Genomic DNA, 12,663 nt, shown 5'->3' on the forward strand with positions numbered 1-12,663 from the left:
GCTGTGGTAGGTGGCGGCGCCGCTTGCATCAGTCACCCAGATCATCACCGGCGCATCGTCGGCGATGGCCCTGAAACGCGCCTCGCTCTCCTTGACGGCCTCCAACGCTCTGCGGCGGTCATCGACATTTTCGACGATCCCGACCCAACGATCGCACCGTCTTGGTCCTTTCGTGCAGCAGCACGATTGCGGAACCAACGATAGCATCCCTCTGCGGTTGCCAAACGGAATTCGACGTCGAGCGGTTCCCCAGTCAGAAGCGATCTCGACCACAGCCGCTGGACCTCATCAAGGAAGAGATGCTGGCGACGCGGTTGTGACCGTCCGGGGGCGAAACTCAGTCATCCCCACAAGCGGAGGAGCGCGTTTGTCCCTTGGCGACAACGCCCTGACAAGGGCGTGAACCCAAGTCCTGTCCAGTTGAAATGGAGATTTAGTTTAAGGGCAGCTCGGGTGCATAGACTTGACCCGTCTGTCCAGTCACGCTTTGTCGGCTTGGACACTAAGTTCGTCAGAAGGCACTCCGCTATTCCGGTATTCCTTTGCTTAAAAGTGGTGTTCTGGTTTGGCACGGTAGTTGCTTAGATAAAGGCAGCCCTCCCGCAAGAACGACCGGAGTTCCGCCATGCAGACCCGCCGAACAGGCATTTACCACCCGAAGTTCCGGTGTTCAGTGCATCGTCAGAGGTAATCACGCCGCGCTCCTACCCAGTTCTGACAATTCGATCGCTCTGAAGCAAAGGACAACAACATGCTCCAAACATACGTGCAGTCGCCGAACGGCCGAACGGGGAGCCGCCCAACAGCAGCGCGAAGTCGGTCCATCGACAGCGGTGGCGTGCGCCGAACGCAACTCCAATGTCTCACCAATGTCTCACAAGGGGCATCAGAGGCGGCGAGGCCCAGGTTCGGCACGGAGGCGATGCACGAAACACGTGGTCAGCTGATGAAGCGCATCCTCGCCGGATGCGTGGTCACTTCCTGTTTCTGGAAAAGAGAACATTTCGAAGGGCACACTCGACCACCCTTGGAGGAAGGATCAGGCCGGGGCAAATTCCGAGCGGATGTCGATCTCCTTCGGAAAGGCACCTTTTGACAGGTCGCGAGCTCGTGCTTTCAATGGGGGCAAATAAGATGAGCCAAATCGCACATCTTGGCGAGGTTTTGGGGACATACGCCCGCGTCTTCCCTGACAAGATCGGAGCACGCGATCTTGACAGGGAATTGACCTACCGAGCCTGGAACGACAGAGCTTGCCGCCTCGCCAACGCGCTTGTCGGCATGGGGCTTGCCAAGGGCGACCGGGTGTGCGTGCTGGCCTATAACTGCCTGGAGTGGGTGGAGATCTATGCAGCGACCGCCAAGGCTGGCTTGATCGCGGTACCGATTAATTTTCGCCTCGTCGGACCGGAGATTCTATACCTCATTGAGGACTGTCAGGCGCGGGTTCTGATCGTTCAGGACGAGTTGCTCGGCTCGATCGAGCCCGTGCGGGCGGACCTTCCGCTTCCGGCGAGCAACTTCGTCATTTTCGGCGAGCACACCCGAATCGCGGGCTATCGCGCCTACGAGGACCTGATCGCCGCCGCGAGTGATTCCGCGACTTCGATTAATATTTCTACCGATGATCCATCGACGCTGATGTACACGTCGGGCACGACGGGCAAGCCGAAAGGCGCGGTCCGCAATCACGGCAGCAGCGCAATCATGGCGCTCGTGGCAGACGTTGAGTTGACACTGACCGCGAGAGACACCGCGCTACTGGCGATGCCGATGTGTCACGCCAATTCGCTGTTCCTTCTGGGAGCTTTTGCTTACTGCGGCGCGGCCTGCACAATCTACAGCAGGAAGAAGTTCGATCCCGAGCACCTCGTCCACACTCTTGCACAAGGCGGCGCGACCTTCACTTCACTGGTCCCAACGCATTACATCATGATGCTTGGACTCCCTTCAGCCGTGCGACGGCGGTACAATCTCGACGCCGTAACGAAGCTGATGATCTCGTCCGCGCCGGCCCATCGTGACACCAAGCTGGCGATCATGGACTACTTCCGGAATGCCGGGCTCTACGAGCTTTATGGATCGACCGAAGCGGGCATGGTTACCATACTGCACCCCGACGAGCAGCTTTCGAATCTCGGCTCGGTAGGGAGAGAATGCATCGGTTCGCGAAGAATCAAGCTGCTCGATCCCCTCGGCAACGAGGTACCGGACGGAGAGGCGGGCGAGCTCTATTCCTGCAATCCTTACACATTCGACGGCTACTGGAACCTGCCTGAAAAGACTAGGGAGGCTTTTCGGGGGGACTACTGCACAGTCGGAGATCTCGCTCGCCGCGACGAGGATGGATACATCTATCTGATCGATCGTAAGAGCAACATGATTATCTCGGGCGGAGAGAACGTCTATCCAGCCGAAGTGGAGGGCGTACTCGGCGGGCATCCCAAGGTCAAACACATCGCTGTGATGGCAGTCCCAGACGAAAAATGGGGCGAGCGGGTGCATGCCGTTATCGTTCTCCAAGACGGCCAGGCCCCCACCCCGGACGAAATCCTGGACTGGTGCAAAAGCCGGATCGCCGGCCACAAGCGGCCGAGATCGATTTCATTCATCCGCGAGGATGAGATGCCGATGACAGCAACGGGCAAGATCCTGCATCGCCTGCTGCATACCCGCAACCCCGCCGGAAGCTGCTATCGTTGATCCTAGGACTGTCAGAATGCAAGACTTTAATGCGGATAAACTCTCCTGCGCCGCTTGGATTGCTCGATTTCTGAAGGAGCGCGGCATCGATCGAATTTTCGGTCTTCAGGGCGGGCACATTCAGCCGATCTGGGATCATATCGCCAAGTTGGGTCTCCGTATAATCGACGTCCGCGACGAGGGCGCGGCGGTACACATGGCACATGCCCATGCTGAACTGAGTGGGCAATTCGGGGTGGCCATGGTCACCGCCGGCCCGGGTGTGACAAACACCGTAACCGCCATGGCGAATGCTGCACTTGGTCGCGCACCGGTGCTGCTGATCGCCGGCTGCACGCCGCGCCCGCAAGCCAATATGGGGCCGCTGCAGGACATTCCACACGTAGAGATTTTGCGGCCGGTGACCCGTTCCGCCCGCACTGCGCGCGTACCTGAACAGGTCATCCGAGAACTCGACGAAGCGGTGGCACGGGCGACGGGCGATGGCGGCGAGCCCGGCCCCGTCTATATTGAGATACCGACGGATGTGCTGCGCACCAGGGTTCCGCTGCAACTGGTGCTGGACGAATGGCTCAAGCCGAAAACGCCGCGTCTCCTGCGGCCCGATCCCGACGAAGTCAACCAGGCAGCCGCCATCTTCTGGTCGGCGCGGCGTCCGCTCGTCATCACCGGGCGCGGTGCACGGCGCGCCGGGTCTCAGTTGGTCCGCTTGCTCGACGCTACAGGCGCCCTCTATCTCGACACACAGGAAAGCCGCGGACTTATTCCCCCCGAACATCCGTCAATCGTCGCTGCCATGCGGGCAGCGGCGATGACGGAAGCCGATGTCGTCCTTTCGATCGGGCGCAAGCTGGACTACCAGCTGGGCTACGGCTCGCCGGCCGTGTTTCCGGCTGCACGCTTCATCCGCATTGCCGACAGTCCCAGCGAACTCATAGACAACCGGCGCGGCCAACCGGAAATGCTGGCCTCGCCGCATCTGGCGCTTGAGGCCATGCTCGATGCCGCAGAGAACCGGCAGTCGGCAATCGACCGGGACTGGGCCGACCGGTTGCGTCGAGCACACGAAGAGCGAATTGCTGCCGGACGCGCCGCCTCACTGACGACGACCGCGGACGGAAAGATACACCCGAAAGCCATCTTTACGGCCATCGCTGAGGTGGCCGATCCAGACTACATCGGAGTTGCCGATGGAGGCGACCTGCTGAGCTTCGCAAGGACCGGCCTTCAGTCAAACATCTACATGGATGCTGGCGCCTTCGGCTGCCTCGGCGTCGGCGTACCTTTCGCGGTCGCCGCCGCACTGGCCATGCCGGATCGGCAGGTAATCTCGGTAAACGGGGACGGCGCCTTCGGCATCAACGCCATGGAATTGGATACTGCCGTGAGGCACAATGCCAAGGCCGTCTTCATCGTCTCCAACAATGCAGCCTGGAACATCGAGCGTCTCGATCAGGAGATGAATTATGGTGGTCGCGTCATCGGGACCACGCTGCGACACTCGGACTATGCAGGGCTGGCGCGGGCGCTCGGCGCATATGGTGAGCGGGTAGAGAACGCTGACGACTTGCCTGCGGCACTGAATAGAGCGTTACAGAACGCACCGGCATTGATCGATGTCGTCACTTCCCAGACAATTATCTCTTCGGATGCGCAGAAGGGGCTCGGTTTTGCCCCGGATTTCCAGCCTTTGACGGCTTGGGATGAGGCGGAACGAAAGAGGCGTAGGTGAGGTCGACCCTAACTAGGAAGCCGAAAAAAGCTTCATAATGCCGGCCGTAGAGTCAATGCACCTAGTTTAGGTTGCCCTACATCGGTACGCTGGCGCGGCTGAGAAAACCTAGGCCCATCGCGGGTATGCGAATGGTCAGCTCATAAGGTTCCTGTGTCTGGACGTGACGCACATAATCCAGCCGCGCAAGCGATGGGCCGGCAGAAATTCCGCTGCTCTCTCCGGGTCCATAGACGACGTATGGTCTCAAGCCGACACTCCCCACGCCACAATCAGCCGCATAGACGCGCGCTATCCCTTCCACAGCCAGCTTAGTTACGCCGTAGAGAGTCAGCGATTCGGGATGCACTGCATCGAAGGTTCCAAATACGCCCGCAGAACTCAGATCTGCGACCGAAGCACCTGTGGAGCGCGCAGCCTCAAAGACGTTTTCCCCGCATCTGGCTAAGCCAGGCTCCGTCGGAGGTCTTTCCACACAAGGAGGGCCAAGTCTTGGCTGGCGAAGGCTGATCAAGTCCTTGCCGACGGCGTCGCGGGTTCTGGATCTTGGCTGCGGGACCGGAGTCCCAACCGCGCGTCGGTTGCTGGATGCCGGTTTGGAGGTCGTAGGTGTCGATCTGTCTGCCATGATAGTGAACCTCGCCCGCGAGTATGTTCCGCGACGCTCCATCAACTGGACCTTGCCGACTTGCAACCCGGTGGCCCGCGGACCTCGGTCGGTTCCATGCGATTGCGGCGTTCTTCTCGCTGCTGATACTTCCACGAGTGGAGATTCCCCTCGCGCTACTGGCACTCCGTCATCTGCTCGTTCTGGGGGCTTGTTCGGCCTCTCGATGATGGAGGCGGATATCGCCCGCGTTTTGCGCATATACTGTGGCGATTCCTGAATAACGAAAACGGAGTGCACCGTCCCAAAATTCGGGTTGCCCTTGATCGACGTCAAGGAGTGCTCCTTCCAATCCTGTAACCTCTCCTCTCAACGCGCTCATCGGCGTTTGCGCCGCGTTTCTGCTGTGACGAGCAGGCCGCGCTGTGGCGGGTTTCTTGGATCGAAGACGGCATACGCGGACTACGCGCACCACCGTCGTTTGCGGCGGTAGGTGACCCATCTGGGGAATCCGACGAGCTGCTAAAGGATCAAGAGGAGAACAGTTTGAGCTTTCTTGCAACGAGTTTGCAGCTGTTTCAGCAAAAATATGCGCCAGACTTAGGCCCTGAACAATACGCTCACCACACTGGAGTTGACCGGAATGGCAATTCAATGAGTGGCGCATTGTTATGGGGTAAGGCTGAAGCTCAGAGGATCAGTAATGCGCTCGTCACTGGCACAACCAATATGGTGGATGCTGAGCTCAAGTTGGCCCAAAAACTTCACGAGAGAGTGAGAGATTATGTTCAATGGCATCACCAGGATGAACGCTGTCGTAAAGGGGTGTCGGTTCTGGAGTATGGGCCCGGAACAGTGCGGGCCTTCCAACGGAAAACGCTTCCCCTTGTAACAGGCCTGCGCGGCGAGACCTCACGTTGCACGCTGGTCGACCGGTCGAAAGAGTTCCTCGGGGATATAGCGCAATTGTCGTCTGCTTTCGGGTTGAAAATCGAATTCATACGCGACGATATATTCTCCGGGCGACGCTATTTTCCCGACGATGAAGCGGCATTCGTTGTCATGTTTGGTCGGACATTTGGAAACCTTGCCGCCTCGATAAGTGATACGCCCCCAGTGGAGGCGGTCGTCGAGGCGCTGAAGAAGATATCGAATAGCGCGAAGCGATGCTGGGTTGCGATCTCAATTGGCTCTGATCTGAGGAGGGATGTCGCGAAGTCCTACTATGAAGCGCATCCTGAATTTCAGCTAAACGTGTTCTACAGAATGAAAGCAGAGCTGCCCGTCGACGCCAATTTCGATCCAGAGGGATTTGAGTATGAGGCGGATATAAGAGGTGATGACCAATTTATGCAAGTCATACATACTGGGGTTGTCAAAAGGAATTTGACTTTTTGCCTTGGTGGCAAAGAGATTATACTGTTAAGTGGTGATCGCCTGCATCTAAAGAACTCGTTTTCTTTTTCTGAGTTGTTCTTCAAAAAATGTGCACGCCGAGCGGGGCTTGTCTCGATCGATGTGCTCTCAGACAATGCCGGCTCAGACATTCACGTGTTGGAGAAGGTGAATTAAAGCAAGGATAGAAAATGACCAGGTGTTGTCGTGAGACAATATAGCGACGATCGTAAGGCCCGGTGCCGTAAAATAGCAAGAAGCAGCCAGCTGTATGTCCCCTAGGTTACGGCAATAAAACAATCTAGTTGTGCGAGCTCCTTTCAGCAGGGGAATTCGCGGGTGTGAGCTGGACAGCGATGAAGCAGCTTCTTTTCGCCCGCATCACGAAGGAAAACGACCACGCTCTGCGTCAGCGGCAGTGTCACGTGTCAGCCGGACGGTTCCGCCACCGCTGCCAGAACCTGAAACATGCCTCGAGCGCTTCCCCACAGGCGAGGTGCCGGTCAGGCAGCGTCATTGGGCGGCTCTGCACGATTTTAAAGTTCCGTCCACTGTCCGTCGCAGGTCCACCCAATAGACCGTCGCAATCGTGCGCTCTCGCACCTTGAACCATTCATGACAGCTTTTCTCATCCAGCTTCCCCAGCACGAAGTTCGGCCAAGGCTCGCATCATCGTCGCTGTCAATTCCGGCAGCGCTATTCATGCAGGCGGTTATGACCATGCTCAGTGCCTTTGAGCGGTAGCCGACAATTCTGTCGGCTTTGCCGATTTACTTACAGGGGCCTTGCCGGCGTCGCCAGGTGCTCGGAACCCCCAAAACTAGATTTTCGCGCAGGCCTGTCTCGCTTTTCTGTCCATTCACTCCGAGCGGCCCGACGGTGAGTATGCCGGCAGCGCCGAAAATCCTGGTTCGTTGACGGTGGAGACGCTCGCCGGCCGCCCCGGCGTCGTCGAATACGAGTGCCGTTGCGCGGGGATGCGTCAGGCGTGCGCCACGTCAATGCCGCTTGAGCCTCGTTCGATGTCGGACAATGGACATGCAAGACAGCCGCTATGTCGTTGTATCAGAAAGAGAGTTTCCTTTGGCACACATATTGCTTTTAGGCATTCGCAGACGCGTCACGGACCGACTTATCTCGCAAAGGTATCGAAATGCTAGCACAATGGTTTCTGCCGGGTCCTACTTCCGATCGTCAGGGAGCGGATCGTTTCAGATGCAGAAGTAACTGGCCGGTCGAGCCGAGGCCGCACCGGCGCATTTTCCGCTGCTGTGCCCCCGCCACCGGCATGAGGGGTCGAGCAAACCCGCCCGCCGTCACGACCGTCGACTCTTTTCATAAGCGGGTTTCGCGCGCAGCAATCTTGCCGTGGCCGTGGGAGGAGTGATCGATACCGACGCGCTCAAGCGTGATTTGGATCAGATATTCGGCAAGTCTCTTGCCGAATCTTCCCTAATGCCAATTGCGGAAACCACGCCGAAGCCGGGCAGGAAAACTTGCATTGAATGTCGCGTCTGGCGGGGTGATCCGGATTCAAGCAACAGTAGGAACCTAAATCATGGCTCACTCTGCCGACCTCGACCTGTTCCGCCAACGAATTGCCGAGGCGCTCCCTTCAGCCAATATTCCAACCCTACTGCTCCTTCTGTATCAGTTCACAGGACAGGAGTACTGGCTCAACCCGCCGTTTGTCCCCGTGAAGAGTGGCTGGGGCGACAACGATTCCGGAGGCCTGGCGGCCGAATTGCAGACGGAGATCCGCGACGCAGCACTGGCCGCCATCATCGCTTGGCGCCACGGCGCACACGTCGTCAAGCAGGACCTGTCGGCAGAAGAGTTGATCCGCATGCTGACCGTGTCGGAGGCCGAGCCTATTCCGCCGGAATACGCTGACATGATGATCCATAAGCTGCAGAGGTATTCAGGCGCCATTCCGGATCCGGTGTCCTTGCCAGAGGGGTTTCGTGTGCTCGTCATCGGGGCGGGCATGTCCGGTGTTGCAGCCGCGATTCGGTTACGACAATTGGGCATCTCTTACATCCAAATCGAAAAGCAAGACAGCACCGGCGGGGTCTGGCACTCACATCACTATCCTGGCTGCGGAGTGGACACGCCCGGACATCTCTACTCCTACACTTTTGCAAGTGGCGACTGGAGCAAGTTCTTCCCGTTGCAGAAGGAAATCGACGACTACTTCAACCGTGTTGCCCGCGACTTTGAGATCGAGAGCTTCATCCGCTACGGCACCGAGTGCCTGGTCACCCGCTATGACGAAGAGAGCCGGACTTGGCACTCCCGGTTATGCCTGCCCAACGGTACGGAAGAAACCCTCGTGACCAATGTGGTCATCTCGGCCGTGGGTGGCTTCACCACGCCGAAATGGCCCATCATTTCGGGCCTGCGCGACTTCGACGGCCCGGTGGTACATACCTCGGAATGGGATCCAGAAGTCGCGCTCGACGGCAAACGCGTGGCCGTGATTGGGAATGGGGCCTCGGCAATGCAGGTTGTTCCCGCCATCGCAGATCGGGTGGGTGCCTTGACAATCTTCCAGCGTTCACGCCAATGGGCGGCGCCCTTCCCAAAATTTCAAATGCCGGTCCCGGAACCGGTGCAGTTCTTACTCCGCGAGGTGCCACACTACGAATGGCTGTACAGGCTAAGGCTGAGTTGGATTTTCGACAGTGAAGTGCACGAGGCCCTGCAGAAGGACCCGGCTTGGCCGCATCCGGACCGTTCCGTGAATGCGGTAAACGACGGCGACCGCGAGACTTACACACGATACATCGAGAAACAGCTGGCGGGGCGCCCTGACCTCATGGCCAAGGTCATCCCGCCGTACCCGCCATTCGGCAAGCGGATGCTCCTAGACAACGGCTGGTACAAGACCCTACTGAAGACGCATGTTACGCTGGTAGACGCCGCTGCTGCGCGTGTTGAGGGGAGATCAATCCATGCGATAAATGGCGAAACGCATGAGGCAGATGTTCTCATCGTCGCCTCGGGCTACGATACCACACGCTATCTACTTCCGATTCAGGTGATCGGACGCAACAGTCGGACAGTACGTGAGGTCTGGAACGATGATGACTGTCAGGCTTATCTTGGCACCGTTGTAGCGGGATTCCCGAACTTCTTCATGCTCTATGGCCCCAATACGGCGCTCGGCCATCGCGGCAGCTTTATCTTCACGATTGAAAGCCAAATCGATTACGTGCTGAGTGTTCTGCGCCAGATGGGCGAGAAGAAGCTTGTTGAGGTGGAATGCCGGCAAGATGTATATCAACGTTACAACCGGACTATCCAAAAAATGCATCAGCAGATGATCTGGAGCCATCCCGGCATGTCCACCTTTTTCCGCAACGACCGTGGGCGAATCGTAACGAACAGCCCTTGGCGCCTGATCGATTACTGGAAGTTGTTGAAGGAGGCGGATCTCGGTGACTACCGTACCATTCCGCAGGTTGGTTCCCGATCGGAGGCTTCGGTTGAAGCGGTTTGACAGGGCGGTCAACGACCCGCTCACGACCACCACCTCTCGAGGATCTGGTCAGTATACGAGCCAGGAAGAGCCAGCATCGCGGGGCAATAGGTGACAAGATGGCTATTAGAGGCATGGCCCGCAAATTGGCCCGAAACCGAACGCGCAGCCTGATCGTCGGTATTGAGGGTGAGGAAATTCAGTCCTTCGCCAAGCGCGGTGGGTTCGATGAACATCGCCCAAAAACCATTAGCGTAAGGAAGGTCCGCGGCTTGGTAGTACAGTTGCTGAATCCTGCTCCAAGCGAAGATGTTGTAGAAGCCGATCCTGCCTTTATACGGCACACTGCCCTACGTAATCGCTATTTCCATCAGCCGAACTTGAGAAGTCTTTTCCATTGCGAAAAATCGTGAACAAGATCGCCATAACATAACTCCCTCACGAGTGCTTGCGAGCGTCAGCCGCGCTTGCTCAGACAGGGCGTGCCGCGGCCGCGAGCTTGGGGTGGACTCATCAGGAAGGTGCTGCTTCACGTTTGAGGGTGCCGCAGGATCGTGTCGTTGTTGACCGGAAGATGCTTCGTCAGACCTCTGCCGGTGCCGGTAGACGCGAGGCCTATTCAGGAGTTTGGCATGGTGGAAAGCTCCTCTTCCGGGGTGAGGCGCGGGCAACATCCGCATGATTTCGGCCTTTCGGGCGAATTTATGGGTGCCGCCTCACCATCTCGGCGGTCGAGAGCCCAGCGTCGCTGCACGCAAGTGACGCTTCACCGCAGAACTGGCCTCTCATGCCGTTTTGCAGCGTCACCCAGAGCGAAGTACTCCATAGCACGTCTCTCATTTTCGGACCTCCTCAAAGGTCGTATTGAGAACCGCCAACCCTCCTGTTCGCTCCCAACACTACACGGGTTCTTTGCCCTTGGTCACCATCCGTCGACCGCGTAAGATGTTGCCCATCCGGCAGGTTTACCCCAGGCGACTGCGGAAGGTGTCTCCGCCAATTCGCCTCCGTGAGGAGACCAGGCCTTGGCCATCCTCGTACAGGTTCGCATTGCGCATGACCAGGGATGACCACTGGTATGGTCCTCTCCACCTGCAATATAGGGCTGGGCACCCCGATCACGGCAAAACGCGCAGGTAGCACTGTGAGTCGCTCGGCGGGCCGAAACGGCCGAAAATCTGCACGATAGCGGATTGCGTTTGCTCGTCGGACAGATTTAGCGACGCCGACAGCAACGTCGCGGTGATGGCGCGACTGTCCGGCCTTCCACCTTCGACCACCGCAAGACAAGTCAAGAATAGGTGGATTTCCGCGGGGTCGGATTGATCCAGGATGAGGCAATTGAATGCGATCGGTTCCCCGTATTTCCTCAGGTAGCTACTAATTGGCTTCGCCAGGCCGCTGCCTTGGCGGTCGCCGACAGCATTTGCACAGATTGACGCAAGGGCATGGGGCAAATCAGTATCGGCAATCGTGGCGTTCAGCTTCCTTGAAGTCGAGGCGGTTTCCACCAGGTTCGGTATCATTTGCACGGCATTCTGCCACGTCCTAGCATCCAGATTGCGGTTTGGATCTTCGGATAGTTTCCGGATCAAGGCAGAGCAAATCCTCTCTGCTTCCAGCGGTTTGCTCTTCTGGGGGGCTATCACCACGAACAGGCCCGCAGCTGTTTTTGCGAATGGGTTCATGTTTGCTTCTTTTTGGAGACGGGACAAAAGTCCGCTGGCCGGGGGCGCGAGAGAGCGTGGCAGTCCGCAAAGGTTCGCCGGACTGCTCTGTTACATCCAATGACGCGGGGAAGGTTGGCCAACCCCATGCCGTTGGTTGCGCTGCTTTTCGACCAAAGGCTCACGATTGGACCGGCTTCAATTCTCCTTCCGGCGTCGAGCCGCCGTCGAAGAAGTTCCTCGCGTTCTTGAACTGCTTGGTGGAGTTTGCATTCACGAGCTTCCGGAAGTTTTCGTAGTCGGAGCCGTGTTTGCGGATCCGTCGAGTCTGAACCAGAGTGTTGACCTCGCTATAGTCGATGTCGACGTTGACGTATTGCGCCGAGGAGCAACAGGATTTCAGCTCAATGAAGTGCTCTTTGAACTCAATCTGACGCAGAACGATCGCTCCGTAATCATAATGTCCGCCTGCCCCATTATCGAGAAGGTAGCTCTGGTAGGTGCATGTCAGCGCTTTGTATTGCTGCGCCTTGCCGTTGGCCCTGAAGGTGAGGTCGCCCATCTTTGTGAGGAAGGACTGGAAATCCATCAGCAGCGATGCCCCGTCGGTAATGATCGCCGTGGCAAGCAAGGAGAGGAAAGTGGCCGAGACAGAAGTGCCGACAAGCCTGTTTGAATAACTCTTCAGTTTTTTCCCGCCAATCGAAACATCAGGGATGTTTGCAATAACGTCTGTCCAGGTGTTGATGTCCAGTTTTTGCGAATCAATGGCGGGATAATGGGTATGCATATAGTCGTGAATGAGTCCCCCTATCGCCAGGAGGTTGTCCCCATTCTCATTCATGACGCGACTGTACTTCGGGTCGTTAGGTTTCTGGCCGATGAGGTGAAACTGTATTGTCCCGTGATCGTTGGCGATCGTGTCGTCACTGGGGGGCGTGGCATCTGGTTGGGCCAAAACCAGGGGCTTGGCGTAGAAAAACGCCGCCGCCGCCTCGTAGTTCTTGAGCGAATAGCTCTGTTCACGCTCGTGAACATTCAATACAAATGCGTTCGACATGATTATCCTCCTGTGGGA

Annotated in this window: 9 protein-coding genes and 1 pseudogene; 5 read left to right on the plus strand and 5 right to left on the minus strand. The window is 57.6% G+C overall.

What is annotated here, in order from left to right:
* Positions 1 to 284, minus strand: a pseudogene (locus QN219_RS31345) (PAS domain S-box protein); the annotation flags it as partial.
* 850 nt (positions 285 to 1,134) lie between these two features.
* On the opposite strand from QN219_RS31345, the gene QN219_RS31350 reads away from it, so the two are divergent.
* Both QN219_RS31350 and QN219_RS31355 read left to right on the plus strand, forming a co-directional pair.
* On the plus strand, positions 1,135 to 2,703 hold the full coding sequence (locus QN219_RS31350) for a class I adenylate-forming enzyme family protein (RefSeq protein WP_284004338.1): 1,569 nt from the start codon (positions 1,135 to 1,137) through the stop codon (positions 2,701 to 2,703).
* 16 nt (positions 2,704 to 2,719) lie between these two features.
* Positions 2,720 to 4,435, plus strand: a complete 1,716-nt coding sequence (locus tag QN219_RS31355; RefSeq protein WP_284004339.1) for a thiamine pyrophosphate-binding protein — start codon at positions 2,720 to 2,722, stop codon at positions 4,433 to 4,435.
* A gap of 76 nt (positions 4,436 to 4,511) precedes the next feature.
* Here the strand turns inward: QN219_RS31355 and QN219_RS34380 are convergent, their stop codons facing one another.
* Positions 4,512 to 5,105 carry an NAD-dependent epimerase/dehydratase family protein gene (locus QN219_RS34380; protein WP_405052297.1) on the minus strand — a complete coding sequence of 198 codons (594 nt, stop codon included), beginning with the start codon at positions 5,103 to 5,105 and terminating at the stop codon, positions 4,512 to 4,514.
* On the opposite strand from QN219_RS34380, the gene QN219_RS34385 reads away from it, so the two are divergent.
* The 3 genes from QN219_RS34385 (at position 5,032) to QN219_RS31370 (ending at position 9,939) form a co-directional block, all read left to right on the plus strand.
* A complete protein-coding gene (locus tag QN219_RS34385; RefSeq protein WP_405052298.1) occupies positions 5,032 to 5,322 on the plus strand; it encodes a hypothetical protein in 291 nt (96 codons plus the stop codon). The two genes, QN219_RS34380 and QN219_RS34385, sit on opposite strands and share 74 nt — an antisense overlap.
* 266 nt (positions 5,323 to 5,588) lie before the next feature.
* A complete protein-coding gene (locus QN219_RS31365) occupies positions 5,589 to 6,614 on the plus strand; it encodes an L-histidine N(alpha)-methyltransferase (protein ID WP_284004342.1) in 1,026 nt (341 codons plus the stop codon).
* Positions 6,615 to 7,995: 1,381 nt separating this feature from the next.
* Positions 7,996 to 9,939 (plus strand): NAD(P)/FAD-dependent oxidoreductase, encoded by a 1,944-nt coding sequence (locus tag QN219_RS31370; protein ID WP_284004343.1) that lies wholly within the window; start codon positions 7,996 to 7,998, stop codon positions 9,937 to 9,939.
* Between the two features lie 20 nt (positions 9,940 to 9,959).
* On the opposite strand, the gene QN219_RS31375 is transcribed toward QN219_RS31370, so the two are convergent.
* The 3 genes from QN219_RS31375 to QN219_RS31385 all read right to left on the minus strand — a co-directional run bounded on the left by QN219_RS31375 (position 9,960) and on the right by QN219_RS31385 (position 12,645).
* Positions 9,960 to 10,262, minus strand: coding sequence for a hypothetical protein (locus tag QN219_RS31375; protein ID WP_284004344.1), 303 nt, complete (start codon positions 10,260 to 10,262; stop codon positions 9,960 to 9,962).
* A 774-nt stretch (positions 10,263 to 11,036) separates the two neighbouring features.
* Positions 11,037 to 11,606, minus strand: coding sequence for a glutamate acetyltransferase (locus tag QN219_RS31380; RefSeq protein ID WP_284004345.1), 570 nt, complete (start codon positions 11,604 to 11,606; stop codon positions 11,037 to 11,039).
* Positions 11,607 to 11,766: 160 nt separating this feature from the next.
* A complete protein-coding gene (locus QN219_RS31385; RefSeq protein ID WP_284004347.1) occupies positions 11,767 to 12,645 on the minus strand; it encodes a hypothetical protein in 879 nt (292 codons plus the stop codon).
* Positions 12,646 to 12,663: the final 18 nt, after the last annotated feature.

Source organism: Sinorhizobium sp. 8-89, from assembly GCF_030124325.1.
Taxonomy (GTDB): Bacteria; Pseudomonadota; Alphaproteobacteria; order Rhizobiales; family Rhizobiaceae; genus Sinorhizobium.

Bases quoted from the DNA above. Each gene is read 5' to 3' on its own strand.
- QN219_RS31350 (WP_284004338.1), top strand. From the start codon at position 1,135: ATGAGCCAAATCGCACATCTTGGCGAGGTTTTGGGGACATACGCCCGC.
- QN219_RS31355 (WP_284004339.1), top strand. From the start codon at position 2,720: ATGCAAGACTTTAATGCGGATAAACTCTCCTGCGCCGCTTGGATTGCT.
- QN219_RS34380 (WP_405052297.1), bottom strand. From the start codon at position 5,105: ATGGAGCGTCGCGGAACATACTCGCGGGCGAGGTTCACTATCATGGCA.
- QN219_RS31370 (WP_284004343.1), top strand. From the start codon at position 7,996: ATGGCTCACTCTGCCGACCTCGACCTGTTCCGCCAACGAATTGCCGAG.
- QN219_RS31380 (WP_284004345.1), bottom strand. From the start codon at position 11,606: ATGAACCCATTCGCAAAAACAGCTGCGGGCCTGTTCGTGGTGATAGCC.
- QN219_RS31385 (WP_284004347.1), bottom strand. From the start codon at position 12,645: ATGTCGAACGCATTTGTATTGAATGTTCACGAGCGTGAACAGAGCTAT.